30 protein-coding genes are annotated in these 25747 nt (G+C 67.0%); 9 read left to right on the top strand and 21 right to left on the bottom strand.

Annotation, left to right across the window (positions count from 1 at the left end; translation table 11 throughout):
• The first annotated feature begins 4 nt into the window (after window positions 1-4).
• Window positions 5-1819, top strand: coding sequence for an aminopeptidase P family protein (locus RM190_RS13725; protein WP_311760168.1), 1815 nt, complete (start codon window positions 5-7; stop codon window positions 1817-1819).
• Window positions 1820-1895: 76 nt separating this feature from the next.
• Here the strand turns inward: RM190_RS13725 and RM190_RS13730 are convergent, their stop codons facing one another.
• Entirely contained in the window at window positions 1896-2957 is a 1062-nt protein-coding gene (locus RM190_RS13730) for a DUF475 domain-containing protein (protein WP_311760022.1), read from the bottom strand.
• A gap of 111 nt (window positions 2958-3068) precedes the next feature.
• On the opposite strand from RM190_RS13730, the gene RM190_RS13735 reads away from it, so the two are divergent.
• Entirely contained in the window at window positions 3069-3767 is a 699-nt protein-coding gene (locus RM190_RS13735; RefSeq protein ID WP_311760023.1) for a DUF1045 domain-containing protein, read from the top strand.
• Here RM190_RS13735 and RM190_RS13740 read toward each other — a convergent pair.
• Entirely contained in the window at window positions 3745-4710 is a 966-nt protein-coding gene (locus RM190_RS13740; protein WP_311760024.1) for a magnesium transporter CorA family protein, read from the bottom strand. The genes RM190_RS13735 and RM190_RS13740 overlap by 23 nt on opposite strands.
• 155 nt (window positions 4711-4865) lie before the next feature.
• On the opposite strand from RM190_RS13740, the gene RM190_RS13745 reads away from it, so the two are divergent.
• Window positions 4866-6017 carry an alkylphosphonate utilization protein gene (locus RM190_RS13745; protein WP_311760025.1) on the top strand — a complete coding sequence of 384 codons (1152 nt, stop codon included), beginning with the start codon at window positions 4866-4868 and terminating at the stop codon, window positions 6015-6017.
• 2 nt (window positions 6018-6019) lie between these two features.
• Here the strand turns inward: RM190_RS13745 and RM190_RS13750 are convergent, their stop codons facing one another.
• The 5 genes from RM190_RS13750 to RM190_RS13770 are packed head-to-tail and all read right to left on the bottom strand — an operon-like array spanning window position 6020 to window position 9912.
• Entirely contained in the window at window positions 6020-7246 is a 1227-nt protein-coding gene (locus RM190_RS13750; RefSeq protein ID WP_311760026.1) for a glycerate kinase type-2 family protein, read from the bottom strand.
• Window positions 7246-8196: a 2-hydroxyacid dehydrogenase gene (locus tag RM190_RS13755; RefSeq protein WP_311760027.1), complete on the bottom strand. Its 951-nt coding sequence runs from the start codon at window positions 8194-8196 to the stop codon at window positions 7246-7248. The genes RM190_RS13750 and RM190_RS13755 overlap by 1 nt, the downstream gene beginning before the upstream one ends.
• A complete protein-coding gene (locus RM190_RS13760; protein ID WP_311760028.1) occupies window positions 8196-8558 on the bottom strand; it encodes a tRNA-binding protein in 363 nt (120 codons plus the stop codon). The genes RM190_RS13755 and RM190_RS13760 overlap by 1 nt, the downstream gene beginning before the upstream one ends.
• Window positions 8555-9361 carry a pyrroline-5-carboxylate reductase gene (gene proC, locus RM190_RS13765; protein WP_311760029.1) on the bottom strand — a complete coding sequence of 269 codons (807 nt, stop codon included), beginning with the start codon at window positions 9359-9361 and terminating at the stop codon, window positions 8555-8557. Before proC ends, RM190_RS13760 begins: the two co-directional genes overlap by 4 nt.
• A gap of 47 nt (window positions 9362-9408) precedes the next feature.
• Window positions 9409-9912, bottom strand: a complete 504-nt coding sequence (locus tag RM190_RS13770; protein WP_311760030.1) for a type III secretion system chaperone family protein — start codon at window positions 9910-9912, stop codon at window positions 9409-9411.
• A gap of 191 nt (window positions 9913-10103) precedes the next feature.
• Here RM190_RS13770 and cobD point away from each other — a divergent pair, with 191 nt between their 5' ends.
• The gene (cobD, locus tag RM190_RS13775; RefSeq protein ID WP_311760031.1) at window positions 10104-11081 is read left to right on the top strand and encodes a threonine-phosphate decarboxylase CobD; all 978 of its coding nucleotides are present in this window, start codon (window positions 10104-10106) and stop codon (window positions 11079-11081) included.
• On the opposite strand, the gene RM190_RS13780 is transcribed toward cobD, so the two are convergent.
• The 3 genes from RM190_RS13780 to RM190_RS13790 all read right to left on the bottom strand — a co-directional run bounded on the left by RM190_RS13780 (window position 11065) and on the right by RM190_RS13790 (window position 12879).
• Window positions 11065-12108: a 5-(carboxyamino)imidazole ribonucleotide synthase gene (locus RM190_RS13780; protein WP_311760032.1), complete on the bottom strand. Its 1044-nt coding sequence runs from the start codon at window positions 12106-12108 to the stop codon at window positions 11065-11067. The genes cobD and RM190_RS13780 overlap by 17 nt on opposite strands.
• Entirely contained in the window at window positions 12101-12586 is a 486-nt protein-coding gene (gene purE, locus RM190_RS13785) for a 5-(carboxyamino)imidazole ribonucleotide mutase (protein ID WP_311760033.1), read from the bottom strand. The genes RM190_RS13780 and purE overlap by 8 nt, the downstream gene beginning before the upstream one ends.
• A 74-nt stretch (window positions 12587-12660) precedes the next feature.
• Window positions 12661-12879 carry a YdcH family protein gene (locus RM190_RS13790; RefSeq protein ID WP_311760034.1) on the bottom strand — a complete coding sequence of 73 codons (219 nt, stop codon included), beginning with the start codon at window positions 12877-12879 and terminating at the stop codon, window positions 12661-12663.
• A 185-nt stretch (window positions 12880-13064) separates the two neighbouring features.
• Between RM190_RS13790 and RM190_RS13795 the strand changes: the two genes are divergently transcribed.
• Window positions 13065-13475, top strand: coding sequence for an Hsp20 family protein (locus RM190_RS13795; RefSeq protein ID WP_311760035.1), 411 nt, complete (start codon window positions 13065-13067; stop codon window positions 13473-13475).
• A 13-nt stretch (window positions 13476-13488) separates the two neighbouring features.
• Complete coding sequence (locus RM190_RS13800) at window positions 13489-13725, top strand: DUF1150 domain-containing protein (RefSeq protein ID WP_311760036.1); 237 nt, start codon at window positions 13489-13491, stop codon at window positions 13723-13725.
• A 51-nt stretch (window positions 13726-13776) separates the two neighbouring features.
• On the opposite strand, the gene RM190_RS13805 is transcribed toward RM190_RS13800, so the two are convergent.
• From RM190_RS13805 to trxB, 5 genes are all read right to left on the bottom strand, one after another.
• Window positions 13777-14199 (bottom strand): hypothetical protein, encoded by a 423-nt coding sequence (locus RM190_RS13805; RefSeq protein WP_311760037.1) that lies wholly within the window; start codon window positions 14197-14199, stop codon window positions 13777-13779.
• Window positions 14200-14288: 89 nt separating this feature from the next.
• Entirely contained in the window at window positions 14289-15098 is an 810-nt protein-coding gene (locus RM190_RS13810; RefSeq protein ID WP_311760038.1) for a glycosyltransferase family 2 protein, read from the bottom strand.
• Complete coding sequence (locus tag RM190_RS13815) at window positions 15095-15874, bottom strand: hypothetical protein (RefSeq protein WP_311760039.1); 780 nt, start codon at window positions 15872-15874, stop codon at window positions 15095-15097. The genes RM190_RS13810 and RM190_RS13815 overlap by 4 nt, the downstream gene beginning before the upstream one ends.
• Before the next feature lie 90 nt (window positions 15875-15964).
• Window positions 15965-17674, bottom strand: a complete 1710-nt coding sequence (locus RM190_RS13820) for a bifunctional sulfate adenylyltransferase/adenylylsulfate kinase (protein WP_311760040.1) — start codon at window positions 17672-17674, stop codon at window positions 15965-15967.
• Window positions 17675-17740: 66 nt separating this feature from the next.
• Window positions 17741-18760 (bottom strand): thioredoxin-disulfide reductase, encoded by a 1020-nt coding sequence (gene trxB, locus RM190_RS13825; protein WP_311760041.1) that lies wholly within the window; start codon window positions 18758-18760, stop codon window positions 17741-17743.
• 164 nt (window positions 18761-18924) lie between these two features.
• Here trxB and RM190_RS13830 point away from each other — a divergent pair, with 164 nt between their 5' ends.
• Window positions 18925-19425, top strand: coding sequence for an Lrp/AsnC family transcriptional regulator (locus tag RM190_RS13830; protein ID WP_311760042.1), 501 nt, complete (start codon window positions 18925-18927; stop codon window positions 19423-19425).
• Here RM190_RS13830 and RM190_RS13835 read toward each other — a convergent pair.
• The 5 genes from RM190_RS13835 to lgt all read right to left on the bottom strand — a co-directional run bounded on the left by RM190_RS13835 (window position 19422) and on the right by lgt (window position 24011).
• Window positions 19422-20429, bottom strand: a complete 1008-nt coding sequence (locus tag RM190_RS13835; protein ID WP_311760043.1) for a hypothetical protein — start codon at window positions 20427-20429, stop codon at window positions 19422-19424. The genes RM190_RS13830 and RM190_RS13835 overlap by 4 nt on opposite strands.
• A complete protein-coding gene (locus RM190_RS13840) occupies window positions 20426-21214 on the bottom strand; it encodes a hypothetical protein (RefSeq protein WP_311760044.1) in 789 nt (262 codons plus the stop codon). Before RM190_RS13840 ends, RM190_RS13835 begins: the two co-directional genes overlap by 4 nt.
• 103 nt (window positions 21215-21317) lie before the next feature.
• On the bottom strand, window positions 21318-22082 hold the full coding sequence (gene pgeF, locus RM190_RS13845) for a peptidoglycan editing factor PgeF (RefSeq protein ID WP_311760045.1): 765 nt from the start codon (window positions 22080-22082) through the stop codon (window positions 21318-21320).
• Window positions 22066-23124, bottom strand: coding sequence for a class I SAM-dependent methyltransferase (locus RM190_RS13850; protein WP_311760046.1), 1059 nt, complete (start codon window positions 23122-23124; stop codon window positions 22066-22068). Before RM190_RS13850 ends, pgeF begins: the two co-directional genes overlap by 17 nt.
• A complete protein-coding gene (gene lgt / locus RM190_RS13855) occupies window positions 23121-24011 on the bottom strand; it encodes a prolipoprotein diacylglyceryl transferase (protein ID WP_311760047.1) in 891 nt (296 codons plus the stop codon). Before lgt ends, RM190_RS13850 begins: the two co-directional genes overlap by 4 nt.
• A 122-nt stretch (window positions 24012-24133) precedes the next feature.
• On the opposite strand from lgt, the gene RM190_RS13860 reads away from it, so the two are divergent.
• Window positions 24134-24400: an accessory factor UbiK family protein gene (locus RM190_RS13860; RefSeq protein WP_311760048.1), complete on the top strand. Its 267-nt coding sequence runs from the start codon at window positions 24134-24136 to the stop codon at window positions 24398-24400.
• Here RM190_RS13860 and RM190_RS13865 read toward each other — a convergent pair.
• A complete protein-coding gene (locus RM190_RS13865) occupies window positions 24376-24690 on the bottom strand; it encodes a DUF6476 family protein (protein ID WP_311760049.1) in 315 nt (104 codons plus the stop codon). The two genes, RM190_RS13860 and RM190_RS13865, sit on opposite strands and share 25 nt — an antisense overlap.
• On the opposite strand from RM190_RS13865, the gene RM190_RS13870 reads away from it, so the two are divergent.
• Window positions 24689-25747 carry a pseudouridine synthase gene (locus RM190_RS13870; RefSeq protein ID WP_311760050.1) on the top strand — a complete coding sequence of 353 codons (1059 nt, stop codon included), beginning with the start codon at window positions 24689-24691 and terminating at the stop codon, window positions 25745-25747. The genes RM190_RS13865 and RM190_RS13870 overlap by 2 nt on opposite strands.

Genomic DNA, 25747 nt, shown 5'->3' on the forward strand with positions numbered 1-25747 from the left:
GAACATGTTCCAGAGCTTCGACAGCCATTCGAATCCGACGCAGCATGTGCCGCGACTGGTCGCGCTGCGCGCCGAGCTGGCGAAACGCGAGCTTGACGGTTTCATCGTTCCACGCGCCGATGCCCATCAAAGCGAATATGTCGCCGCCCATGACGCCAGGCTGGCCTGGCTGACCGGCTTTTCCGGCAGCGCCGGCTTTGCCGTGGTGACGCCAGATCGTGCGGGCGTGTTCATCGACGGGCGCTATCGCGTGCAGGTGAAGTCCGAAATCGACCTGGGCCATTTCACCCCGGTTCACTGGCCGGAAATCAAGACGGCGGCCTGGCTGCGCGAAGCGCTGCCCGAGGGCGGACGCATCGGCTATGACCCCTGGTTGCATACCCGCCGCGAGATCAACGAGATCGAGCGGGGCCTGCTCGGGTCCGAAATCGGGCTGGTTCCTGTCGAGACGAACCCCGTCGACGCGATCTGGAAGGATCAGCCCGCGCCCCCTGTCGGGCAGGTCCGGCTGTGGCCCGACGCACTGGCGGGCGAAAGCGCGGCGGATAAGCGCGCGCGCATCGCCGCCCTGCTGAACCGGTCCGAAGCGCAGGCCGCGGTCCTGACCCTGCCCGACTCCATCTCGTGGCTTCTGAACATTCGCGGCGCGGATGTGCCGAAGAACCCGGTCATGCTGTCCTTCGCCATCATCGAGGATGACGGGCGCGTCGCCGTCTTCACCGATCCGGCAAAGCTGGGCCCCGAGATCCGGGCGGCCTTGGGCAACCAGGTGACGGTGCTTCCCCCCGATGCGCTGATCCCGGCGCTGACCAACCTGTCCGGGCCGGTCATCGTCGATCCGGCCACGGCGCCCGACCAGGTCTTTCGCCTGATCGAAAGCATGGACACCCCGATCCGCGAGGCCGCGGATCCGGTCATCATGCCCAAGGCCACGAAGAACTCTGCCGAGATCGCGGGGATGCGCGCCGCGCATCTGCGCGACGGGGCGGCGGTCGCGGACCTGCTGTGCTGGCTGGAGGCGCGCGCGCCCAGCCTTGCCGATGATCCGCTGACCGAGATCGATGTCTGTCGCAAGCTGGAAGAGTTGCGGCTGGCACGCGGCATCATCGACATCAGCTTCGACACCATCCTGGGTTCGGGTCCGAACGGGGCGATCACGCATTACCACGTCTCGGAAGCAAGCGACCGGCGCATCCTGCCCGGCGATATCGTGCTGATCGACTCGGGCGGGCAATACCCGGACGGGACGACCGACATTACCCGGACGCTGCCGATGGGCAATTTCGATCCGGCCGTCCGCCGGCCCTATACGCGTGTCCTGCAGGGCATGATCGCGATTTCGCGCGCTCGCTTTCCGCGCGGCGTCGCGGGCGGGCACCTGGACGCACTGGCCCGCGCCCCCTTGTGGGCCGAGGGCATGGATTACGATCACGGCACCGGACACGGCGTCGGCGCGGGACTGTCCGTGCATGAGGGGCCGGTCCGCATCTCGCGCGTGTCGGACATTCCCCTGCAACCCGGGATGATCCTGTCGAATGAGCCGGGCTATTACCGCGAGGGCGAATACGGCATCCGCATCGAGAACCTGATCGTCGTCGAGCCGGCGGAAAGTCCGGACGGGCGCGACATGCTGGGGTTCGAGACGCTGACCTGGTGTCCGATAGACCGCCGCCTGATCGATCCCGCGCTGATGTCCCCGGCCGAGATGGATTGGCTGGACGCCTATCACGCGCGCGTCCTGGCCGAGATCGGCCCCCTGGTGGCAGAGACCACGCGCCCCTGGCTGGACGCGGCCACCCGGCCGCTGGCGCGGGGCTGAAGGCATCGGGCGCCGCGCAGGTCGCGGCGCACCGACTTTCGGGTATTTTAAAAACGGTGAAAGCCCGGCGGTCGCGCTAGTCCGGCCTGATCCGATCCGGGTGGCGGCGCCGCCAGCTGAGCGAGTTCACGAAGGCGACCGCGATGAAGGCCGCGCCCAGAAGGCCGGTGATGTATTCCGGGATGGGGCGCAGGGTCTGGACGAACATGATGATCGACAGCACGAAGATCGACCAGAACGCGCCATGTTCAAGATAGCGGAACTGGGCCAGCGTTCCCTTTTCGACCAGCATCACCGTCATCGAGCGGACATACATCGCGCCGATGCCAAGGCCTATGGCGATCAGGAACAGGTTCTGTGTCAGGGCGAAGGCGCCGATCACGCCGTCAAAGCTGAATGATGCGTCCAGCACCTCGAGATATAAGAAGGCGCCGAAGCCACCCCGCGCCACGTCGCCGGCCGAGGGCGCGCCGCCACCCCAGCGGTCCAGGATATGGCCCAGCGCCTCGACCAGAAGATAGGTAATGACGCCCCAGATCGCCGAGATGACGAAGCTGTGCTCTTTTTCCGCGGGCAGGAAATGCATGACTGTCATCATGCAGACAAGGACGAAGCCGACCTCCATGCCGCGGATCTCTCCGAGCTTGCGCAGCGCCCCTTCGACGCCCGCGATCCAGTCAACATCCTTGCTTTGGTCGAAGAAGTAGTTGAGCGCGACCAGCATGAGAAAGGCGCCGCCGAAGCCCGCGATGGGCAAATGGGCCTCGTGGATGATGCGGGAATATTCGACGGGCTGGGTCGCGGCAAGACGCAGGGCCTCGATCGGGCCAAGGCGCGCGGCGATGACCACCACCAGCAGCGGAAACAGGACCCGCATCCCGAAAACCGCAATTACGATGCCCCAGGTCAGGAAGCGGCGCTGCCAGCGCGGCGTCATCTGTTTCAGCTTGTTCGCGTTGACGATGGCGTTGTCGAAGCTGAGCGAGATCTCAAGCACCGCGAGCACGGCGGCGATCAGGAAAAAGGACAGCGCGCCCCCCGCGGTGCTTTGGTATTGCAGGCCGATCAGCCCCGCAAGCACCAGCCCGATTGCGGTGACGATGAAGGGCCAGGTCATGTAGCGGAGTGTGGATTTCATCCGTCGTCCCCGATTGTGGACCAGCATATGCAGCCATAAGCTGCAGGCGCCCACCGGACAACCCGGGGTGGCGCAAATTTGCCGGAATTGCGGCACGAGCAGGAGAAGCGGATGAATTTCAGGCGGTTTGCGATCTATCACCTGCCCGAGGGCCCGCTTGGCGATTTCGGTGCGGCATGGCTGGGCTGGGACGCACGCGGGGTGAAAGCGGCTGATCGGCCGGCGGTGGCTGGCCTGCCCGACACGGCCGAGGCGCTGACCGACGTCCCGCGCCGCTACGGCTTCCACGCGACGCTGAAGGCACCCTTCCGGCTGGCCGAAGGGCATTCGGTGGACGACCTGATCCTGCGCTGCGGACTGGTCTGCGACCACCTGTCACCTTTCCTGCTGGACCTGCGGCTAAGTTTGGACTGGGGTTTCGTCGCCCTGCGACCGCATGCACAGCCGCCCGCCTTGCATGCGCTGGAACAGGCGCTGGTGACTCGGCTGGACGATCTGCGTGCGCCCCTGACCGCAGCCGAACGTGATCGCCGTCGCCCGGACGCCCTGCCCCCGCAGGCACGGGCGCATCTGGATCATTGGGGCTATCCCTTTGTCCTTGATCTGTTCAACTATCACCTGACCCTGTCGGGCGGGCTGGATCAGGACCGGGCCACGGCGCTGGTCGCGGCACTTGCCCCCGTGGTAAAACCGCTGATCGCGGCACCGATGGAGGTCCGGGCGGTCTCGCTGGTCGGCGAGGACGCCGAGGGCCGCATGCACCGGATCGAAGATTTCCCGTTGCGCGCTAGAACCACTTCTTCCACCTGAGAAGCGCGATTACCCCTCCGACCGAGGCGACCATCAGGACCAGCGCCATCGGAAAGCCCAGGACGCGTTGCAGGCCGGGAATGTGCTGGAAGTTCATGCCATAGATGCTGGCGATCAGCGTCGGCGGCAGGAACAGCGCCGTCACCACCGACAGCAGACGCACGCGCTCGTTCTGCTGCAGGCCGATCATGCCCATCGTGGCGTCGATGGTCATGCCGATGCGCGAGGTCAGGAAATCGGCATGGACCTCCAGCGCCTGAATGTCGCGCTGCACGGCCGACCGGACCGCGCGGGTGCCGGCGTCCTCTTTCTCGCGGTCCTGCCCGGTTCCGGCGCGGTGATAGACCAGGATCCGGTCCATCGACAGCAGCCCCATGCGCACGCGGCCCATCAGTTCGGCCTGCTGGCCGATGGTGACCAGCGCCGTTTCCAGATCTGCCGAATTGCCGCTGGCTGTCTTGCCCAGCACCTGCGCCGCGGTTGCGTCAAGGACACGCCCCACGCCTTCGGAAATATCGGCAAGCCGGCCCACGATTTCCTCGACCAGACCCAGGAAGATGCGCTCGGCGCTGGTGCAGCCGCTGCTTGAGCGGTCGGCGCGGGCCGGATAGGTCACGAATGGACGCGGCGCGTGGTGACGGACCGTGACCAGCCGCTTGCCATCCAGAATGAACGTCACAGGCATGGCCACGGGGCTGCCATCGGGAAGCTGGCCCGGCAGGACGCCGGTCATGTAATAGGTCCCGTTTTCCATATACAGCCGGTTCGAGATCTCGATCTCTTCCATGTCGGCCAGCGTCGGCACGTCATAGCCAAGCGCGTTCACCGCCTCGACCTGCTCGGCCAGCGGGCGGTAAAGGTCTATCCACAGCGCAGCGTCCAGCGGCTCGGCCGGTTGCAAAAGGGTCAAGCCGGTTCCCGACCGGACATAGGCATGCAGCATTCGTTTCGTCCTTGCGCCGTCGCGCCAGACTGCTGGGCGCGCTCGCCGGGGTCAAGCGTGGCATCGCAAGCAAGGTTTTTGCGACAGACAGGAATGTCATGCGCATTTCACACCGTCACGGCATTCTTCATGGGACAACCGGCCCGAGTATTGCCATGCCCCACTTGCCACCTCTGCGCCTTGTCGGCGCCACCATCCTGCGTGAAGGAGAGCTGCGCCAGCGGTCGGTCGCCATCATTGGCGGCCGGATCGGCAAGGGGCCATTGCCCGGCGTCGATTTGGACGGCTACCTGATCCTGCCGGGGATCGTCGACCTGCTGTATCGCCCCGAGGTGCAGGGAAGTGCCCGCCAGCGACTGCGCGCCTCGGCCGAGCGGGCGGCGGCGGCAGGGATCACGACCGCGTGGCTGGCCCCGTCCTGGTCCTGGGATGGCAGTGTAAACAGCCCCGATGCGGCCGAGGCGCTGCTGGCCGCGATGCCGCGCCAGTCCCTGCCCGATCTGCGCCCCGCATTGCGGATCGAAAGCTATCGCACGGATTGCACGCAGCGGCTGGCCGACCTGTGCCAGCGCCTGCGGATCGAGGCGGGGTGGTTCGAAAGCGACTTCGCGAGGCTTCACAACCTGCTGCAGCACGACCCGGCGGCCTTTGCGCAGGCCGCCGCGCGGCTGGGCATGACCATCCCCGCGTTGTCGCGCGACATCGAGGAAGCCGCCACACGGCGGCGCGAGGTTCCGCGGCACCTGTGCCGTCTGGCCGAAGCCTTTGACGACATCCGCGCCCGCTATGGCAGCATCGGCGATACCGGCGGTGCCATGCGCGAGACCCATTCCATGATCGGCGCAGGTCTTGCCGCCTGCCCCGCCGCCCATTCCGCGGCGGCGGCGGCGCGGGCAATGGGCGATCCGGTCCTGCTGTCGGCTGCGGACGAAGACCGGCTGCACGACCTTTTGCGCGCGGGGCTGGGGGATGCCATCGTCTCTGACGGTGCACCACACCGCATGGTGCCCGTCGCCCTGTCACTGGCCGGGTGCGATCTGGCCGCCCTGCCCCGGATATGGCCGCTGTTCTCGACCCGTCCGGCCGAGATCATGGGGTTGGCCGATCGCGGCAGGCTGGATCAGGGCTGCCGAGCCGACATGATCATCCTGTCGCGCCGGACCGGGCAAGTCGAGGCAACGATCTGCGCCGGCCGCCTTGCCTATCTGGGCGGCGAGGCAAGGTCGCGGTTCTCTCATCTGCTGTGTCGCACCGGTCGCACCGACGAAGGCCCCGTGATCGAGGGGCCGGGCATCGCCGCCGAATAGGTTCAGGCCCTGACCAGCACCGCCAGGTCGGCGACATTGGTGCCGGTCGGTCCGGTCATGACCAGCGCGCCCCCGGCCTGCAGCGCGGGGGTGGAATCGTTTCGCGCCAGCGCCACCACCGGATCGATGCCACCCGCGCGGATGGCGGCAGGGGTGCCCGGTCCGACCAGCCCGCCCGCGGCCTCGCCCGGCCCATCGCGCCCGTCGCTGCCGACCGAGGCAAAGGCCCAGTCGAAATCCACGGGTCGCGCCTCGGCCAGCAGCGCAAGACGCAGGGCGAGTTCCTGGTTGCGACCGCCCATGCCGTCCCCGGTCAGGCGCACGGTGGTCTCTCCACCCAGGGCCAGCGCCTGTCCCGGCTCCAGGCTGGGGGCAAGGCGCCAGATCGCCTCGGCGCATTCCTGCACGTCGCCCTCCAGCGGGATCGGCGCGGCGGTCGCGCCGCCTTCAACCATCGCGGTGACCGAGATCGAGTTCGATCCGACCAGAATATTGCGCGCCGGCGGCAAGGCCGGGTTTCCATCGGGCCGCAGCAATGCGGCGCGGGCCGTTTCCGGCATCCGGTCCCAGATACCCAATTGCCGCGCCAATGCCATCGCTTCGGCCCGTCCTCCGACCGGGGCCACGGTCGGCCCCGAGGCAATGACCCGCAGGTCGTCCCCCGGCACGTCCGACAGGATCAGCGCCACAATCGGCGCAGGGGACAGGCGCAACCAGCCCCCACCCTTCAGCCGCGAAAGGTTCTGGCGGATCAGATTCACCTGAGCGATATCCGCGCCCGAACCCAGCAGCAGGCGGTTCACTTCCTGCTTGTCGGCAAGCGTCATGCCCGGCGCCGGGGCGGGCAGCATGGCCGATCCTCCACCCGAGATCAGCGCGAGCACGCGGTCGTGCGGCACCGTCGCGCGCAGCAGGCCCTCGACCTCGGCCGCGGCCGCGGCGCCTTCCGCGTCGGGCTGGGGGTGGCCAGCACGCAAGACCCGCGCCCCGTCCAGCGGCGCATCGTTTCCGGCATTGGTAACGACCAGCGCCCCCGCCCCCGGCAGGACCGCAAGCGCGGCTTCGGCCATGGCGCGGGCCGCCTTCCCCAGCGCGATCACCTGCCAGCGCCCGCCCGGACCGGGCGGGTCGGCCAGCACCTCGGCCATGCCACGGCGCACCGCCGCGGCGGGATCCGCCGCAGCAATGCCCGCGCGGATCAGGTCCATCGCCCGATCGACCGACCGCATCAGTTCACCCGGTCGGGCAAGGGCCGTCCTTCGGAAAAGGCCACCAGGTTGTTCATCGCACGCATCGCCATCGCGGTGCGGACCTCTTCGGCAGCGGTGCCCAGATGCGGCAGCAGCGTCACGTTCTCCATCGCGCAAAGTGCTGGAGAGACCTGCGGCTCGCGTTCGTAGACATCAAGTCCCGCGCCCGCGATGCGGCCCTGTTGCAGCGCCTCGACCAGCGCGGCCTCGTCCACGACATCGCCACGGGCGATGTTGATCAGGAACGAATGCGGGCCCAGCTGAGCCAACTCATGCGCACCGATCAGATGACGTGTGCCCGCGCCCCCCGGCACGGCAACCACGGCGAAATCCGAGCTGCGCAGCAGCTCGTCCAGCCCCTCGACCTGCCGCGCCGGGAAGTCCAGCGCCGAGACGGTCGAGCGGTTGTGGAACAGCACCTCCATCCCGAAACCGAAATGGCAGCGGCGCGCGATGGCCTTGCCGATACGACCCATGCCGATGATGCCGACCGTCGCCCCGGTGACATGGCGGCCCAGCAATTGCGTCGGCTGCCAGCCGCGCCATTCGCCGCGACGCAGCAGCCGCTCTCCCTCGCCCGCGCGACGGGCGGTCATCAGGATCAAGGTCAGGGCAATATCCGCAGTCGCCTCGGTCACTGCATCGGGCGTGTTCGACACGATGATGCCCGCATTCGCCGCAGCCGCCACGTCGATATGATTGAAGCCCGCACCGAAATTGGCGATCAGCTTGCAGCGCAGGTCACCCCGAAACGCCTCGGCGGCGAAGCGGTCGCCCAAGGTGGGCATCACCGCGTCGAAATCGCGCATCGCGGTCGCGGCTTCTTCGGGGGAAAGCCCGCCTTCGCGGTCCAGAACGACCGTTTCGAACCGCTCGGCCAGGGCCTGTTCGGCCGCAAGCGTCATGCGGCGTGTCACCAGAAGCTTCATCAATACATCCTTCCCCCGACGGGCACCGGCTTGTCCGGCGCGATCAGCACGACCTCGCCCGATTCATCGGGCAGGCCCAGCACCAGAACCTCGGACATGAAGCGTCCGATCTGGCGCGGGGGGAAGTTGACCACGGCCAGCACCTGTTTGCCAACCAGCCCTTCGGGTGAGTAATGCCGGGTGATCTGGGCCGAGGATTTGCGCTCTCCGATCCCGGGGCCGAAATCGACCCACAGCTTGATGGCGGGACGCCGCGCCTCGGGGAAGGGTTCGGCGCGGGTGATCCGGCCGGTGCGGATATCCACCGCCGCGAAATCGTCCCAGCCGATCTGTGCGCTGGCGCCGTTTTCTCCCGCGCTCATTTCCCCAACTCCCGCCCGCGTTCGGCCGCGGCGGCGATGGTGCGGCGCATCAAGGGTGGCAGGCCGGTTTCGGGATCCATCAATTCACGCAGCCCCGCAGCCGTGGTCCCCCCCGGCGAGGTGACATTCTCGCGCAGCTTTGCCGGATCCTCATCGGCATGGACAGCCAGCGCGCCGGCGCCAGCGACGGTCGCCCGCGCCAGTGCCAGCGACAGATCCGGCGACAGGCCTTCGGCCACGCCGGCGGCGGTCATCGCCTCGATCAGATGGAAGACATAGGCCGGCCCCGATCCCGACAGCGCCGTTACCGCGTCGATCTGATCCTCGCGATCAAGCCGCACGACGCGGCCAACGGCCAGAAGCAGCGCCTCGGCCAGCGCGACATCGGCGGCCGAGGCCTTGTCATTGCCGATGATCGCGCTGATGCCCTGCCCGATCGCAGCGGGCGTATTCGGCATGGCGCGCACGATGGGAGAGGTCGGAAACGCCGCCTCATAGGCCGCAATGGTGACGCCCGCCGCGACCGACAGGACCAGCGTGTCTGCGCCATAGCCGGTCAACTGGGGCAGCACGCCCGCCATCATCTGCGGTTTGACCGCAATCACCAGAACGGCCGGAGACTTCGGCAATTCACCGTTTATGGAAATACCCAGCCCTGACAGTTCCGCACGCGGATTGGGATCGACCACATGCACTGCGCCCGGTTCCAGCCCGTTCTTCAGCCACCCGTCCAGAAGCGCCCCGCCCATGCGACCACAACCGACCAGGACCAGCCCACGGGCATTCAACGCCGAAATATCCATTGCATTCCCCCTGCTTGGCCGCCCGAACCGGTTTCAGGGGCGGCTCCTCAGGCTCGTCCGTAGGCCTCGGACATCGCGATGTCCATAGCTGCGGCAGGTGTCGAGTCCCCCCAGCAGGCCAGTTGGAAGCAAGGATAGAAGCGTTCGGCCGAATCGATGGCGTTGCGGATCATCTGGTCGATCTGCTCGGGGCTGGCGATGGCATCGCCCGACAGAACCAGACCATAACGCCAGACCATCAGCTTTTGCGGCACCCAGAAGGTGAACCCGCCATCCCAGACCTGATCGTTGGCAAGGTTCAGCACCTCGTAAAGCGCGGGAAGCCGGTCGCTGGGCGGGTCCATGTCGAAGGTGCAGATCAGGCGCAGCACCTCGTCACGCGGGGACCATGCCAGCGTGATCGAATAGTTGCGCCACTGCCCTTCGACCGCCATGGCGATCTGGTCCTCGGCCAGGCGATCGAAATCCCATTCGTGATGGGTCGCGACCGTCTCGACGATGTCGATGGGATGGATCTCGTCACTGTGAATGAAGTCACCAAGCTGCGCCATTTTCCCTGCCTTTCCAGAGTAGGGTGAGCCCACCCCAACCTTGGTGGACCCCAGCTACACCCGGCGTTGTCTCCGGGCGCGCCTACAATATATCGTGTTACCGTTCCATCTGGGTGTAAAGAGGAAATGATGCTACACGCCGCAGTTTTGCTGCAATTGCATTCCCCCCGCAGCGGGCAGGAGAACCGGGCATGACGGATGGCACGGCACGCGACCACGGTGGCGATATCGATCGCGCCGCGCAGGTCTTCGGAGGCACGGACTGGATCGATCTGTCGACCGGCATCAACCGCCGGCCATGGCCGGTCCCCGCGATGTCGGCCCATGCCCTGACCGCGCTGCCGACCCGCGCCGATGAGGCTGGGCTGATCCGCGCCGCCGCCCGCCGCTATGGCGCGCCCGAATCCCAGATCCTGCCTCTGGCCGGGGCCTCGGCAGCGATCCAGCTTCTGCCGCATGTCATCGCGGGTCGCCGGGCCTCGGTCCTGTCGCCGACATATAACGAACATGCCTCAAGCCTGCGGGCAGCGGGATGGGACGTGGCCGAGACCACCGACCCCGAATCGCTGACTGGCGAGCTTGCGGTGGTGGTGAACCCCAACAATCCCGATGGGCGCAGCCTGACGCCCGACCTTATCGCGCGGATCGCGGATCGCATCGGGCATCTGGTCGTGGATGAAAGCTTCGCCGATGCCCGGCCCGACCTGTCGGTCGCGGCGGTGCGGCCGGCCAATGTCACTGTGCTGCGGTCCTTCGGCAAATTCTGGGGTCTGGCGGGCCTGCGGCTGGGCTTTGCGATCTCGGAGCCGGGCCTGCTGGCCCGACTGGCCGAGCGGGCCGGACCCTGGTCCGTTTCCGGTCCCGCGATCCAGGCCGGGACGGCCGCGCTTATGGACGATGCCTGGAATGATGCGGCCGTGACCTGGCTGGCCGAGGCCAGCCTGCACCTTGACCAGATCGTCAGTGCCGCGGGCTGGCAGCCCCAGGGCGGCACCCACCTGTTCCGCCTTTACAGGACGCCGGATGCGCAATCGGCGCGGGACCGTCTGGCCCGCGCCGGAATCTGGAGCCGGATCTTTCCCTGGCATCCGCGTTGGGTCCGGCTGGGCATCCCGGCGGACCGGGACGAATTCGACCGGCTTCGCGCGGCGCTTACAGCAGCCGGTTGACGTGGCCCATCTTGCGGCCGGAGCGCGCCTCGCCCTTGCCGTAAAGATGAACCTGCACACGCGGCGCGCGCAGCAATTCGGGCACGCGGTCCATGTCCTCGCCGATCAGGTTTTCCATCTCGACATCGGCATAGCGCTGGCCGTCGCCCAAAGGCAGCCCCGCAACAGCGCGAATATGCTGCTCGAACTGGTCGACTGCACAACCCGCCTGCGTCCAGTGTCCCGAATTGTGGACCCGCGGCGCGATCTCATTGACGATCAGGCCGCCCGGCGTCACGAACAGCTCGACCCCCATCACGCCGACATAATCGAGCGCGTTGACGATCCGCGCCGCCATCAGCACCGCATCGGTCAGCAGCGCCTGCGGCAATCCGCTGGGCACGGTGGTCGTGCGCAGGATGCCCTCGCGATGGACGTTCAGGCCGGGATCGAAGGCCGCGACCTGCCCATCCGCGCCGCGCGCAACGATCACGCTGATCTCGGCCGAGAAATCGACAAACCCTTCCAGGACCGAGGGCGCCCCGGTCCAGTCGCGGCTGTCCGCATCCTTGAACCGGATCTGCCCCTTGCCGTCATAGCCCATGCGCCGCGTCTTGAGGATCGCGGGCGCGCCCAGTTCGGCCAGCGCGGCGGGCAGATCGGCCTCGGTCTCGACGTTGCGATAGGGCGCGGTGGTCAGGCCGATACCGGTCAGGAAGTCCTTTTCCGTCAGCCGGTCTTGCGACACGGCCAATGCGCGGCGGTTCGGGCGGATCGGACGGATCGATTCCAGCAGATCCAGCGCCGCCGTCGGCACGTTCTCGAATTCATAGGTGATGACGTCCACCGAACCGGCAAAGGCACGCAGCGCGGCTTCGTCCTCATAGGGCGCATTCGTCACGCGATGCGCCACGTCACCCGCCGGGGCCGCACCCGGTTCATAGATATGGGTGCGATAGCCCAGCCGGCTGGCCGCAACGGACAGCATCCGCCCCAATTGTCCGCCGCCCAGGATGCCGATCGTCGCGCCCGGTTTCAGTTCAGTCATCCTTCGGCTCCTCGGGGATGGAATCGGACAGGGCCTGGCGCCAGGCATCAAGCCGCGCGGCCAGAGCGGGATCGGTGATCGCCAGGATCCCCGCCGCCATCAGTCCGGCATTGGCCGCGCCCGCCGCGCCGATCGCCATGGTCGCCACCGGATAGCCCTTGGGCATCTGCAGGATCGAATAGAGCGAATCGACGCCGGACAGCGCCTTCGTCTGGACCGGGACGCCGATCACCGGCACCCGCGTCTTGGACGCCATCATGCCGGGCAGATGGGCCGCTCCGCCCGCCCCCGCGATAATGACCTTCAGACCGCGCGAAACGGCGGTCTTGCCATAATCCCAAAGGCGGTCGGGCGTGCGATGCGCGCTGACGATCCGGGCCTCATACTCAATCCCCAATTCGTCCAGAATGGCGGCAGCCTCGCGCATGGTGGGCCAGTCCGACTGGCTGCCCATGATGATTCCGACGGGTTTCTCCAACGCAAAGCCCCCTGTTCGCACCTGTTGCCCCCGCCCTAGCGCGGGCGGCGCAGCGATGCAATCGCGCCCGGTCTTCAGGCGATGATATCGGGGGTCAGTTCGTCTTCCAGCCGGGCGATGCGGTCCTTCAGCGACAGTTTCTGCTTCTTCAGACGCTGCAATGTCAGGGAATGGGTCAGGCTTTGGCTCGACAGCGCATCAATGGCGGCGTCCAAGTCCCGGTGTTCGCGCTTGAGCACCTCAAGGCGGGTGCGCGCGATCTCCTCGTGGGACATTTCGTGGTGGGCGTTCATGTCGGGCCTCGGGCTGGACTGCCCTTCTTATAACCCACCGAATCCGCACTGTTAATGGGGCAGCGCATTGATCGTGAATGGCGCCCCGCCCTTGCGCCGTGCCGATGCCGCCCACATATTGGATCAGCCGGATCGCCATACCGGGGTCCGGCCGACAGTCGCTTTGATGCAAAGGGCTTGGGGAAATGACCAAGATCAGTCTGGCCACACATCCGTTCCTGCTGGGGTTCGACCAGTTGGAGCGCCTGGCCGAACGGGCCGCCAAGGGGGCCGAGGGCTATCCGCCCTATAACATCGAACACCTGAGCCCGAACGGGTTCCGCATCACCCTGGCCGTGGCCGGGTTTTCGGATGACGATCTCTCGATCACGCTCGAGGATCGGCAGCTGGTGATTCGGGGCCGACAGGCCGAACCGGACGAAGGCCGCGTCTTTCTGCACCGTGGCATCGCCGCCCGCGCGTTCCAGCGCAGCTTCGTTCTGGCCGACGGGGTCGAGGTCGTCTCGGCCGGGCTTGAGAACGGGTTGCTGAACGTCGACCTGTGCCGTTCGGTGCCCGACAGCATCGTGCAGACCATTCCGATCAGCCGCAAATGAAAGGGGATCGCAGATGAACGAGAAATTTGAATTCGGACCGGAAGCCTCGGAGCCTTCGGGCAATCTGGTCTATATCCGCCGGGTCGAGCTTGACTCGCTGCCCGACGACGTCCGCAAGCAGGTACCGGATGCGGATGCGCTTTACGCGGTCCACGGTGCCGATGGCGAACGCCTCGCGCTGGTGAAAGACCGCAGCATGGCCTTCATGCTGGCCCGCCAAAACGAATTGACCCCGGTCAGCGTCCACTGAACGGGAATGCACCGCCGCTTCACCCGAGGCGGCGGTGCCAAGGGCCTGCCCTTAGTAGCTGCCCCCGCCGGACGAACCACCCGACGAGCTGCCCGACGGAGCGGCGGCGGCAGTATCAGCCGCCGGCGCGGTCGAGGCGCGCTGATAGGTAAAGGTGCCGGTCGCCTGTTTCGTCCCACCGTCGCAGGTCGCGGTAAAGCTGGTCAGGCCATCGTCAGCGGGGGTCGAGGAATAGGTCGCGACCTTTCCGCCAACGCAATTGGCTGCAAGCGCCTGTTTCACCACCTCGTCATCGAAGCCCGCAGGATTGAACGAACCGGTCAGGTTTCCGTCAGCGACGTTGACGACCAGATGATCGGGGTTCGCCTCGGTCTTTTCCTCGGTCGTGGCGCAGGCCGCCAGCATGGCGCAGGACAGCAGGGCAAGACCCATGCCGGTATACGAGTGCTTCGAAAATTTCCCAGTCAGATTCATTGAAAGCATGATGTGCCCCAGAAATCAGCGTGATGAACACACAGGATTGCAAAGGATCACGTTTGCGTCAATTGACAGACAGGAAAGTTTCAGCCCGGAAAACCGTATCGGCCGATCATCGCCCGCACGGCCCGGTCATTGCCGTCGCCGACCAGATTCTGCCCGCGCAGGTTCTGGGCCTGAGAGCCCGGCCATTCCGTGATGCGAAAACGTCCACCGACCTTGGCGGGTTGTGACCCGGCCAGCCGGTGCATCCAGTAAAGCCAGACATCATCGGCCGAGGGCGCAAGCTCCTGAAACAGATCGACGCGCGCGACATCGGGGTGAAACACGCCCGGCGCGTAAAGCACGCCCCCCACCCCCGTCGGAAAGATCAAGGCTGAGCGGTCGGGGGCAGAGATATTCCTTTGCCAGTCGCCATAGCTGCGTGGTTGCCCGTCGGGGGCCAGCGAGACGCGATGCGCACGATGGCAGACGACGCCCTGCCCCGCATGACGGGCCAGCCCCTCAAGCCAGTCTGGACCGTAATAGACATCGTCATCGGCCGTCACGACATAGGCGCCCGGCGCTTCGGCCAGCGTCGGCACGATTTTCTTGTAGGATCGCATGTCCGGGCAGGTCAGGACCTCGACACCCAGCCCCCGGGCCTCGGACGGCAGCGCCTGTTCGTCGCATTTGTCCAGCCACAGGATCACCCGGTCCGGCCGCACCGTCTGGCGCGTCAGCGAGCGCAGCACCAGCGGCAACGATGCGAAGCGCGCGGCATAGCTGGTCAGGCTGACGACCAGCGGTGCATCCAGTCCGTGCGACCGGGGCACCACTGCGCGGGTGGCAATCTCTGCCTCGGCGCGGGCGATGCGGCGGCCCTGCTTCCAGCGCCGGAACGCGTCGGCGATCATCCCTGCCACGCCGTGCGCAGCCAGTCGATCCTGCCGATCCGGCGATACCAGGTACTGCCGCGCCCGCCAAAGACGTCCTCCATCTTCGGCGCGCCGGCGAACAGGACGATCCGCGCGCCCTCGGGCAGTTTCGGATCGCCGAAATAGCTCAGCAGATTGCGGGGCACGCAGTCGTTCTTGAAGCTGACGCACCAGCCTTGCGGCCAGTAGTGCAGGTGCCCGTGCAGTGCCAGTTGGGCGCTCTGGAATTGCTGGCTGATCTCATAATCCTGCGTCGCGGCCTCGGGATCGGCGAGGTAGGCGTCGAGGATATAGGAATGCGCACCCACCACGTAGCGAAAGACCGAGGAGTTGCCGACCGAGTTCAGGAAGCGGTCCCGTTCCGGATTGATCTTGCGCAGCGGCTTCGACCGGAACAGGTCGTCGTCGCGGATGATGAAGAATTCGCCGGGCAGATCGAAAAACGGCGACAGGTCATCGACCACGACCAGATCGAGATCCAGAAACAGCGCCGTCATTCCGGTGAAGCCGCCCAGGTCGTGGCGGAACAGCGCCAGCTTGCGCCAGCGCGTGTCTCCATGGCCCTTGGGCAGTCCCAGTTCGGGCAGCGGCAACGCCTCGACACCGGGGTCGATGCCAGTGGCGTCGTCGGTGAAGCAGATGAAGCGATGCGGCCGGTCCAGATGGCGGCGGACCTGCCGGAACAGGCGGTTCACGTCGTCTGCGCCGTAAATCGTGCCCCATTTCATGGTCAGGATCAGGACAGGCTCGGTCATCTGCAATCCTCTGGTTCAGCCTGTCCCGCGATAGGCGAAGGGGCCGCGCCGGTCAACGCCGGCAAGGCCCCGCGTCGCGTCACGACCGGTTTATTCCAGCCCGATCAGACCCATCTGCTCAAGCTTCAGCAGAACTTGCTGGGCAGCGTAATCGACATCGAACCCTTCGGTCTCGACCCGCAGCTCGGGGTTGGCGGGAATCTCGTAGGGGTCCGATATGCCGGTGAATTCCGTGATCCGCCCTTGGCGCGCCAGCTTGTAAAGCCCCTTGCGGTCGCGCCGCTCGCATTCTTCAAGGCTGGTCGCGACATGGACCTCGACGAAAGCCCCGCTGACCTCGATCATGTCGCGCACGGCCCGACGGGTCGTGGCATAAGGCGCGATCGGCGCACAGATGGCGATGCCGCCATTCTTGGTGATCTCGGAGGCGACATAGCCGATGCGGCGGATGTTGATGTCGCGATGTTCCTTGGAGAAGCCAAGCTCGCTCGACAGGTGCTTGCGCACCACATCCCCGTCCAGCAGCGTGACGGGACGGCCCCCGATCTCCATCAGCTTGACCATCAACGCGTTGGCGATGGTCGACTTCCCCGAACCGGAAAAGCCGGTGAAGAAGACGGTGAAGCCCTGCCGGTTCCGCGCGGGAGAGGTGCGACGAAGCTGCGTGACCACCTCGGGGAAAGAGAACCATTCCGGGATGTCCAGCCCCTCGCGCAGGCGGCGGCGCAGCTCGGTTCCGGAGATGTCCAGAACGACCGCGCCCTCTTCGACCTCGTTGGCGGGTTCGTATTGCGCGCGATCCTGAACATAGACCATCTGCTTGAAGTCGACCATCTCGATGCCGATTTCGTCCTGGTGGCGGCGGAACAGTTCCTGCGCGTCATAGGCGCCATAGAAATCCTGGCCCTGGCTGTTCTTGCCGGGCCCGGCATGGTCGCGGCCGACGATCATGTGGGTCAGGCCGTGGTTGCGGCGGATGATGCCGTGCCAGACCGCCTCGCGCGGGCCGCCCATGCGCATCGCAAGGTTCAGAAGCGACAGATGCGTGGTGGCATGCGGATACTTGTCCAGCACCGCCTCGTAACACCGCACGCGGGTGAAGTGATCGACATCGCCGGGCTTCGTCATGCCGACGACGGGATGGATCAGCAGGTTCGCCTGCGCCTCGCGCGCGGCGCGAAAGGTCAGTTCCTGATGCGCGCGATGCAGCGGGTTCCGGGTCTGGAACGCGACCACCCGCCGCCATCCCAGTTTGCGGAAATGGGCGCGCAACTCGTTCGGCGTGTTCCGATGCCCCCGGAAATCGTAATGGGTTGGCTCCTGCAGACCCTTGACCCGCCCGCCCAGATAGACCGGCCCGGCAACGTGGTGCAGGTAATGCACGGCCGGGTGTGCGGGATCATCGGCGCCATAGACCATTCGCGCCTCAAGCGACTTGTCGGGCGTCCACTTGTCCGTCACCGACAGGATCGCCAGCACCACCCCCTCGGCATCGCGCAGCGCGATGTCATCGCCCGGCTCGATCCGGTCCGCGAAGTCCTGCGAGACGTCCAGCGTCACCGGCATCGGCCACAGCAGGCCCGAGGCCAGCCGCATGTCACTGACCACGCCGTCGTAATCCGCCTGCGTCAGAAAGCCCCTGAGGGGCAGGAACCCGCCATTCATCAGCAGTTCCAGATCGCAGACCTGTCGCAGCGTAAGATCCCACGAGGGCAGCTTGCCCGCCTCGTGCTTCAGGGACTCGGCCGCCTCCGGGCTGACGTAAAGCTCGGGGACGGGCGCATGGTTCGGCTGGGTCATCTTGGGCTCGGGCCTCGGGGAAAAGCTCAGGCTATGCCGCCGGGCTTTTCCCGCGCAACCCCGGCCTCAGGCCTCGGCGGGGATTTCCGCCGTGTCGGGATTGGGTGCACCGGCCATGTGATGCTCGGCCAGCCAGCGCTCGGCGTCCAGCGCCGCCATGCAGCCCATGCCCGCGCTGGTCACGGCCTGACGATAGATGTGGTCGGTCAGGTCGCCCGCCGCGAAGACCCCGGGAATCGAGGTGCGCGTGCTGCCCGCCTCGACCTTGACGTAGCCGCCGTGATGCAGCTCAAGCTGCCCCTGCACCAGTTCCGAGGACGGTGCATGGCCGATCGCGATAAAGACGCCATCTGCCGCGACCACCTGCTCGGCGCCATTGCCGACGTGACGCAGGCGGATACCGGTCACGCCCAGCGGGTCGCTGTCGCCCTGGACCTCGACCAGTTCGTGATCCCAGATCACGCGGACCTTGGGATGCTTGAACAGGCGTTCTTGCAGGATCTTCTCGGCGCGCAGGCTGTCGCGGCGATGGACCAGGGTGACGCGGCTGGCGAAGTTGGTCAGGAACAGCGCCTCCTCGACTGCGGTGTTGCCGCCGCCGATCACCGCCACTTCGCGGTTGCGATAGAAGAAGCCGTCGCAGGTGGCACAGGCCGAGACCCCGAAGCCCTTGAACTTCTCCTCGCTGTCCAGACCCAGCCAGCGGGCTTGCGCGCCGGTCGCCAGGATGACCGCGTCCGCCGTGATCTTCGCGCCCGAATCCAGATGGGCGACGAAAGGACGCACCTGCAGGTCCAGCTTCGTTACCGTGTCGATGAAGATGCGCGCACCCATCGCGCGGGCATGGGCCTCCATCTTGACCATCAGGTCGGGGCCCTGAATCTCGGTCTCGCCCGGCCAGTTCTCGACCTCGGTGGTGATGGTCAACTGCCCGCCCGGCTGCATCCCCTGGATCAGCACCGGCTCCAGCATCGCGCGCGAGGCATAGACAGCGGCAGTATAACCCGCCGGCCCCGATCCAACGATCAGGACACGGCTGTGGGACGGAAGCGTCGGGGTGGCGGAATCTGCGGGGGCGTGGGACATGGCAACTGGACCTTTCGCGTTTCGCGCCCTAGGTAATCACCCCCGCTGCCTCATGCAATGCGCCCCCCAGCGCCGCAAGGCGGCGGAAAGAATGTTGCGCGGAAGTGCCTGGCAAGATAGCTTCCGGCATGAAAAAGGCCCACAGGCAGGCCAAGAGGAAAAGTATGAGCGGCGCCCGACTTGACGAGATCGACCGAAAAATCCTTGCGGAGCTTCAGGCCGACGGGCGCATGACCAACGTCGAACTTGCGCGACGGGTCGGCATCTCGGCCCCGCCCTGCCTGCGCCGCGTTCGCGCGTTGGAAGAGATGGGCTATATCCGCGGCTATCACGCCGATATCGACGCGCGCGAACTGGGGTTCGAGGTGCAGGTCTTCGCCATGGTCCGGCTGGTCAGCCAGTCCGAGCGCGACCTTTCCGCCTTCGAGGCGCTGGCCCGCGAATGGCCGCTGGTCCGCGAATGCCACATGCTGAACGGCGAGATCGACTTCATCCTGAAATGCGTCGCGCCCGACCTGCCCAGCTTCCAGCGGTTTCTGACCGAAAGCCTGACCGCTGCGCCGAACGTCGCCTCGGTCAAGACAAGCCTGGTCATCCGCTGTGCCAAGGACGAACCCGGTGTGCCCTTTGACGTGGTCGAACGCCGCGCGGCCGCAGTCGGCTAATTCCCCCCGTCGCGCGGGACTGATCCGGCCGCCTCCTGCCCCGCACCTTCCGCCGCGCCGCGAAAGGTAAAGTCTTCGGTCGCGACGCGGCGTGTCTCAAGCGCGCCCAGCAGGTGATGGCGCGCCTCGGCCCGGTTGTCGTCGATCATCGCGTGCAATTCGGCCTCGAATTCCTCGCGGTTGAAGTATTCGTCCAGATTGACGATGGCGGCGTCTGTGCCGAACCAGATCACGGCGGCCGCGCCCGCACCGCAAAGGATGCTGGCGACCGGTCCACCGGGGGAACAGATCGCGGCACCCCCCGCCGCACCGCTGCCGACGCCCGTGGCCTTGACCGCGCCCTTGGCGGCAGCCTTGCCCGCGATCTTCGTCGCCAGCTTCTTTGCCATCAATCCCGCCGCTGCCTTGACGGCGGGCTGAGCGGCCAGTGTCATCGTCACGGCGACCGGCGCGGTGACGCCGATCCGGGCGATTGCGTCCCGCTGGATGTGGCGCGTCACCTCTCCCGGTCCGACAGATGCGCCGGAGCCGGCCAGTTCCTCGCCGACCTGCCGGTCAAGACTGGCGCGGAAATTGTCCATGAACCCCCGGTCCAGATCCTGCGCAACCTTGACCAGCGCAGGTGCAAGCTCGGGGAACAGCCGCGCCTCCATCCCCTCGCTCATGCGGCCAAGCGCCGCGGTGCCAAGCTCGCTGTATTCGCCAAGCACGCTGTAGTGAAAATCGGCATAGGCCGGGATCGCGGCATAGACCGGGCCATAGGCCGCCGCCAGCAGACCATCAACGCGCTGTTCCTGCGCTTGGAAGGCGGCATCCCCCGCATTGCGGATCATCTGTCCAAGCTGGCTTTCCGGGATCTCGCGCGTCTGGGGTGCGGTCGGCGGCGGGTTGCGGCTGACCACAGGATGATCGCGCAGCATGGCCAGCACCGACAGGCCGATGACCGCCGCCGCCATCAGCAGGATGGCAATCCAGAAGCTGCGCTGGAACAGGCTGCGCTTCATGCCGGGACCAGCTCGACGGCGTGGCGGGTGAAGTCCTGCACCGCGACCATCGCGCGGGCGGTCACGAACACGACCAGCGCGGCATCAAGACTGAAAAGCAGCCCGACCCAGACGGCATCCCGATATTGCGCGGCCAGCCACAGCTTGCCCGCATCCAGCGCGGCGAATGCGCCCATTACCTCGCGCGGCCAGCTTTCACGCCCCGGCAGCGCATCCAGCGCCGCAGCCATCGCCTCGCTGAGGCCAAGACTTGTGATGTCGTGATGGATCGGGATCACCGCCCAGTTGATCCAGACCAGAGGCGCAAGCCCCACCAGCGCGGCGGTGGCGCATGCGATCCGATGTCCCGCCAGACGGGCATAGGGCGGGCTGAGGCCCCGTCCCAGAACCCCTGTCACGCCCATCGAAAGCAACCCCGCCAGCAGACAGATCGCACCCAGCAGCCCCAGCACCGGCGCCGGGGCAGCCAACGCCTGCCACGCCAGCACGGGCAGGCTGACGAGGGTGGCAAGGGTCGCGTTCAGACGCGCGCCCGTGCGTCCGGTCAACCAGCGCCCAAGTCGCGCACCGGGCAGGATGACGACCGCAAGCTCGGCCCGGCGGCGATCCCGCAGCGGACGATAGATGCCCATCCAGATCGCCACGGCCAGCGGCAGCAGCGCCAGCACCGCCCATTCCGTCAGCGGAAAGGCCAGTCGCCACAGCGCCAGCGGCACCAGCAGAACCATCACCGCCCGCGCGGTCTCTGCCACCGCTCCGGCGACATTGCTGGAATGCTGGGTCATGTCCGTGCGGCGCGGTCGCCGGTCGCGCATGTCGCGGATGCATCCGACGGCGATCCGGGGGCCTGCCTCCGGTATCGCGCGACCGGCGCAGCCCCGCGCCGGGTCACAGCGTGATGACCGAGATTAGCCGCCCGTAATCCGCCTCGTGCAGGTGCGTGCTGCGGCGATAGGAATAGAAGCGATCCGGATCGGCATAGGTGCAATGCCCGGTCCACTCTGCCTCGACCCCGGCTTCGCGCAGCCGCGCCAGCCCGAATGAGGGCAGGTCGAACATCGGGCGCCCGTTTGGACCGCCCGAGAAAAAGCGATGATGATCCGGGTCCTCGGCCAGAACCTCGTCCATGAACTCGTCCCCGACCTCGTAATGGCGCTGGCTGATGCAGGGCCCGATGACCGCGCGGATGCGGGTCGCGCCCAGATCGGCCATTGCGCCCACCGCTGCCTCAAGCACCCCGGCCAGCGCGCCGCGCCAGCCGGCATGGACCGCGCCGATGACCCCGGCCTGAGGATCGGCCAACAGCACCGGCTGGCAGTCCGCCGTCAGCACCGCCAGCGCGACGCCGGGTTGGTTCGTGACAAGCCCGTCGGCACGGATCTTGGCGAATGAAAGCGGATCGTCGCCTGAGCGCAGCGTCGCCACCTCGGCCGAATGCACCTGATGGACCGTGGCAAGCCGGGTCGACGCGACGCCCATCGCGTCCGCGGCCCGGCCCCGGTTGATCGACACCATCTCGGCCTGATCGCTGGAGCCGTAGCCGCAGTTCAGACCGGCGAACAGGCCCGAGGATGCGCCGCCACGGCGCGTGAAGAAGCCGTGCCGAACGGGTTCGAGCAGCGGATGGGTCAGGATCTCAAGCGTTGTCTGCATGGGTCTCCAGGGGGTCGAAGCCGGGTGGCGCCGGGGCCGTCGGCGACCAAAGCGCCAGCACCTTGAATAGCTGGCCCATTTCGCCGGGCGCGGTCAAGCGATGAAGCGCGGCCCCTGCCCCGGCATCCCCGGCCGCCGCAAGCCGCGCGGCGCGCGTGCCGATATCCAGCCGTTCCAGCCACGGTCCCTGCGGGATCATCCGCGACACCTGCGCCCCTTCTGCCCGCGCCGCATGGGCAAGCGGCAGGAAGTCGACATGCGCGGTCAGGTCCGCCTCTCCGGGATTGGCAAGCGGGTCTTCCGGCGCGTGCTGGCGCAGCGCCTGGAAGGTGTCACCGCGCCCGTTCCAGTTGCCATAGTCGATCAGGATCGCCGCCCCGCCATGCCGCGCAATGCGACCCGCGATCTCGGCGATGACCGGCAGCGCCGAGGGGCAGGTTTCCCGGACCTCTCCCAATGGCGCGTCGGGGCCGGGCTCTGGCGCGGCAAGACCAAGGCTCAGACGTCCCTGCGGGTCCAGCGCCACGATCCGCTCGGCCCAGCCTTCGGGCATGCGCTGGAACTGCCGGATGGGCAGGGCGTCGAAGAATTCGTTCGCGACCAGAAACAACGGCTGCTCGGGCAGTTCTGCCGCGGTGCCGGCATGGACGATGTCGCCCAGCCGCTCGCGCTGCACGCCCCGCAGATGGGCCGAAGCTTCGACCAGCGTGACCTGCGCGGCCTCGGCCATGCCGGGCACGATCCGGATCGCGCGCAGGATGTCGGCCATCAGCGTGCCACGACCCGGCCCGATCTCGGCCAGGGTGAAGGGCGCGGGGCGGCCCTGGTCCAGCCAGGTCTGCGCCAGCGCCAGGCCGATCATCTCGCCGAACATCTGGCTGATCTCGGGCGCGGTGATGAAGTCGCCCGCGCGGCCAAAGGGATCGCGGGTCGCGTAATAGCCGTGCTGAGGATGAAGCAGGCAAAGCTGCATGTATTCATCCAGCCGCAACGGCCCCGACAGACGGATGCGCGACGCGATCAACCGCGCCAGCGGTGTCATGCGAGGGCCTGCCCGATCGCGGGACGACGCCGCGCGTGAATGACGAAGGCCAGACCGATCAGCACCATCGGCAACGACAGAAGCTGGCCCATGCTGAGCCCCCAGACCGCGCCGCCAAGAACATGGCCCAGCGGGTTGTCGGGGGTAATGAACTGGGCATCGGCCTGGCGGAAGAACTCGACCACGAAGCGCGACAGGCCATAGCCCATGACGAAGGTGCCAAGCGCCAGGCCCGGCCGGCGCAGGCCGCCGCGACGGACCAGCAGGAACAGGACCAGCGCCAGCAGCACGCCTTCAAGCGCGGCTTCGTAAAGCTGGCTGGGGTGGCGGGCGCAAAGGCCGGTGATGCCGGGGCAATCCTGCGCCGCGGCGCCCGGAAAGATCACGCCCCAGGGCAGGTCGGTCGGCCGGCCCCATAGCTCGGCATTGATGAAATTCGCCAGCCGCCCCAGCCCCAGCCCGATCGGGGCGGCAACCGCCATCGCATCTGACAGCCGCAGGGGCGCGATGCCGTGACGCCGACAATAGATCCACGAGACGAGGACGACCCCCAGGAAGCCACCGTGAAACGACATGCCGCCGTTCCAAAGCTGCAGGATCTGCCCGGGATTGGACAGGTAATAGGCCGGCTCATAGAACAGGACGAACCCCAGCCGCCCGCCCGCGACCACGCCGACCACGACCCAGGACAGCAGTTCCTCGACCTGTTCGGGGCGCATGGGGGCGGCGTCTCCCCACAGCGCCGGACGCCGCATCAGCCCGACGATGATCCGCCAGCCCAGGATCAGCCCGACCAGATAGGCCAGCGCATACCAGCGCAGCGACAGGGACAGGCCGAACAGATGAATGGTGAAGATTTCGGGCGAAATGTCGGGAAAGGGGATCATGGGGTCCTCATCAGCCGGGCGCAGGCTAGCGGCGGGGGCGGGTGTGTCAACATGCGCGCCCCGATTGAACCGCGGCCCTGCCGGGGCCATATAGGCGGCAACATCTATACGAAAGGCCCGCCATGACCGCGAACAACCGTTTATTCGATGATCTCTCGAAATTGATGACCAATGCCATGGGAGTCGCACAAGGCGCCAAGGACGAGGCACAAACCGCGTTCAACAGCTGGATCGACCGCTGGCTGGCCGAGCGCGACTTCGTGACCCGCGAAGAATTCGAGGCCGTGCGCGAGATGGCGATCAAGGCCCGCGCCGAGAATGCCGAGCTGCGGGCCAGACTGGATGCGCTGGACGGCAAGGGCGCTCAGGGCGCCGGAACCGAGGCCTGATCCTTCAGCCTTCCCTGCTGGTCGTAAAGCAGGATCTGGCCCGTTTCCGTCACCACCACCACCCAGTGGCGGGCGAATGTGATGGCGGCGGGCGTCTCTCCCCTCGGCAGCGTGATCTGCTCGGGCAGTTGGGGCAGCGGCGCTTCGGACAGCCGCAGCCACAGCAGCGCCGCGATCGCCAGAACGCCGATCCCCATCACCGCGGCCAGCGAGGTCACGAGGATTCGCAGCCAGCGCAGCATCGGCAGCGCTTCCTCGGCCCCCGGTTCCGCCCTATCATCCCGTCCCATGCCAGAAATCCTAATCCACGTCCCCGAAGGACTGTCAGATCGACTTGATAAGGCCCTTGTCAGCCTCGCGCCAGAGCAGGCGGCACTGTCACGCTCGCGCCTTGCGAAACTGATCGCCGACGGCGCGGTCAGCGGCCCCCTGGGTCCGGTAAGCGACGGCAAGGCCCGCCCCGAGCCGGGCACCTATCGCATCGCCATCGGCGAGCCCGAGCCGCTGGAAGCCCTGCCCGAGTCCATCCCGCTGAACATCGCCTATGAGGACGATGACCTGATCGTCGTCGACAAGCCCGCCGGCATGGTCGTGCATCCGGCTCCGGGCACGCCAAGCGGCACGCTGGTCAACGCATTGCTGGCGCATTGCGCCGACAGCCTGTCCGGGATCGGCGGCGCGGCGCGACCGGGGATCGTCCACCGCATCGACAAGGAGACCTCGGGCCTGCTTGTCGTCGCCAAGACAGATCGCGCCCATCAGGGCCTTGCCCGCCAGTTCGCCGACCACTCCGCGCATCGCCGCTATCTTGCGATTGCGCATGGGCTGATCGACGCCGCCGACCCTCGGCTGCGCGGGCTGAAGGGCCTGGCGTTCGAGGCGGGCGGCGTCCTTCGGATCACCACGCTTCTGGGCCGCCACCCTTCGGACCGGCAGCGCCAGGCGGTCAGCTTTGACCGGGGGCGGCACGCGGTCACGAGGGCGCGGCTTCTGGAAAGCTATGGCCACCCGCCTGCCGCCATGCTGGTGGAATGTCAGCTGGAAACCGGGCGCACGCATCAAATCCGCGTGCATATGGCCCATGCCGGTCTGGGTCTGGTCGGCGACCCGGTCTATGGTGGAGCGCGAAAGCCCTCGGCCAAGGCACTGGGGGCGGATGCCGCGGCCGCGATTGCGGCCTTCCCGCGCCAGGCCCTGCATGCGGCCGAGCTGGGGTTCGAACATCCCGCGACCGGTGACAGGATGAACTTTGCCAGCGCACTGCCCGCCGACATGGCGGAACTGCTAGACCGTTTGCGGAGCCGCCGCGCCGAAGGCCCTTCCCTCGCGGAACCGGGGGCGTCATGA

The organism is Paracoccus broussonetiae, from assembly GCF_031854425.1.
GTDB classification, from domain to species: Bacteria; Pseudomonadota; Alphaproteobacteria; order Rhodobacterales; family Rhodobacteraceae; genus Paracoccus; species Paracoccus broussonetiae.

Excerpts from the sequence above, each read along its gene's own strand:
- RM190_RS13725 (WP_311760168.1), top strand. The coding sequence starts at position 5 with ATGTTCCAGAGCTTCGACAGCCATTCGAATCCGACGCAGCATGTGCCG.
- RM190_RS13730 (WP_311760022.1), bottom strand. The coding sequence starts at position 2,957 with ATGAAATCCACACTCCGCTACATGACCTGGCCCTTCATCGTCACCGCA.
- RM190_RS13735 (WP_311760023.1), top strand. The coding sequence starts at position 3,069 with ATGAATTTCAGGCGGTTTGCGATCTATCACCTGCCCGAGGGCCCGCTT.
- RM190_RS13740 (WP_311760024.1), bottom strand. The coding sequence starts at position 4,710 with ATGCTGCATGCCTATGTCCGGTCGGGAACCGGCTTGACCCTTTTGCAA.
- RM190_RS13745 (WP_311760025.1), top strand. The coding sequence starts at position 4,866 with ATGCCCCACTTGCCACCTCTGCGCCTTGTCGGCGCCACCATCCTGCGT.
- RM190_RS13750 (WP_311760026.1), bottom strand. The coding sequence starts at position 7,246 with ATGCGGTCGGTCGATCGGGCGATGGACCTGATCCGCGCGGGCATTGCT.
- RM190_RS13755 (WP_311760027.1), bottom strand. The coding sequence starts at position 8,196 with ATGAAGCTTCTGGTGACACGCCGCATGACGCTTGCGGCCGAACAGGCC.
- RM190_RS13760 (WP_311760028.1), bottom strand. The coding sequence starts at position 8,558 with ATGAGCGCGGGAGAAAACGGCGCCAGCGCACAGATCGGCTGGGACGAT.
- proC (WP_311760029.1), bottom strand. The coding sequence starts at position 9,361 with ATGGATATTTCGGCGTTGAATGCCCGTGGGCTGGTCCTGGTCGGTTGT.
- RM190_RS13770 (WP_311760030.1), bottom strand. The coding sequence starts at position 9,912 with ATGGCGCAGCTTGGTGACTTCATTCACAGTGACGAGATCCATCCCATC.
- cobD (WP_311760031.1), top strand. The coding sequence starts at position 10,104 with ATGACGGATGGCACGGCACGCGACCACGGTGGCGATATCGATCGCGCC.
- RM190_RS13780 (WP_311760032.1), bottom strand. The coding sequence starts at position 12,108 with ATGACTGAACTGAAACCGGGCGCGACGATCGGCATCCTGGGCGGCGGA.
- RM190_RS13790 (WP_311760034.1), bottom strand. The coding sequence starts at position 12,879 with ATGAACGCCCACCACGAAATGTCCCACGAGGAGATCGCGCGCACCCGC.
- RM190_RS13795 (WP_311760035.1), top strand. The coding sequence starts at position 13,065 with ATGACCAAGATCAGTCTGGCCACACATCCGTTCCTGCTGGGGTTCGAC.
- RM190_RS13800 (WP_311760036.1), top strand. The coding sequence starts at position 13,489 with ATGAACGAGAAATTTGAATTCGGACCGGAAGCCTCGGAGCCTTCGGGC.
- RM190_RS13805 (WP_311760037.1), bottom strand. The coding sequence starts at position 14,199 with ATGAATCTGACTGGGAAATTTTCGAAGCACTCGTATACCGGCATGGGT.
- RM190_RS13810 (WP_311760038.1), bottom strand. The coding sequence starts at position 15,098 with ATGATCGCCGACGCGTTCCGGCGCTGGAAGCAGGGCCGCCGCATCGCC.
- RM190_RS13815 (WP_311760039.1), bottom strand. The coding sequence starts at position 15,874 with ATGACCGAGCCTGTCCTGATCCTGACCATGAAATGGGGCACGATTTAC.
- RM190_RS13820 (WP_311760040.1), bottom strand. The coding sequence starts at position 17,674 with ATGACCCAGCCGAACCATGCGCCCGTCCCCGAGCTTTACGTCAGCCCG.
- trxB (WP_311760041.1), bottom strand. The coding sequence starts at position 18,760 with ATGTCCCACGCCCCCGCAGATTCCGCCACCCCGACGCTTCCGTCCCAC.
- RM190_RS13830 (WP_311760042.1), top strand. The coding sequence starts at position 18,925 with ATGAGCGGCGCCCGACTTGACGAGATCGACCGAAAAATCCTTGCGGAG.
- RM190_RS13835 (WP_311760043.1), bottom strand. The coding sequence starts at position 20,429 with ATGAAGCGCAGCCTGTTCCAGCGCAGCTTCTGGATTGCCATCCTGCTG.
- RM190_RS13840 (WP_311760044.1), bottom strand. The coding sequence starts at position 21,214 with ATGACCCAGCATTCCAGCAATGTCGCCGGAGCGGTGGCAGAGACCGCG.
- pgeF (WP_311760045.1), bottom strand. The coding sequence starts at position 22,082 with ATGCAGACAACGCTTGAGATCCTGACCCATCCGCTGCTCGAACCCGTT.
- RM190_RS13850 (WP_311760046.1), bottom strand. The coding sequence starts at position 23,124 with ATGACACCGCTGGCGCGGTTGATCGCGTCGCGCATCCGTCTGTCGGGG.
- lgt (WP_311760047.1), bottom strand. The coding sequence starts at position 24,011 with ATGATCCCCTTTCCCGACATTTCGCCCGAAATCTTCACCATTCATCTG.
- RM190_RS13860 (WP_311760048.1), top strand. The coding sequence starts at position 24,134 with ATGACCGCGAACAACCGTTTATTCGATGATCTCTCGAAATTGATGACC.
- RM190_RS13870 (WP_311760050.1), top strand. The coding sequence starts at position 24,689 with ATGCCAGAAATCCTAATCCACGTCCCCGAAGGACTGTCAGATCGACTT.
- RM190_RS13865 (WP_311760049.1), bottom strand. The coding sequence starts at position 24,690 with ATGGGACGGGATGATAGGGCGGAACCGGGGGCCGAGGAAGCGCTGCCG.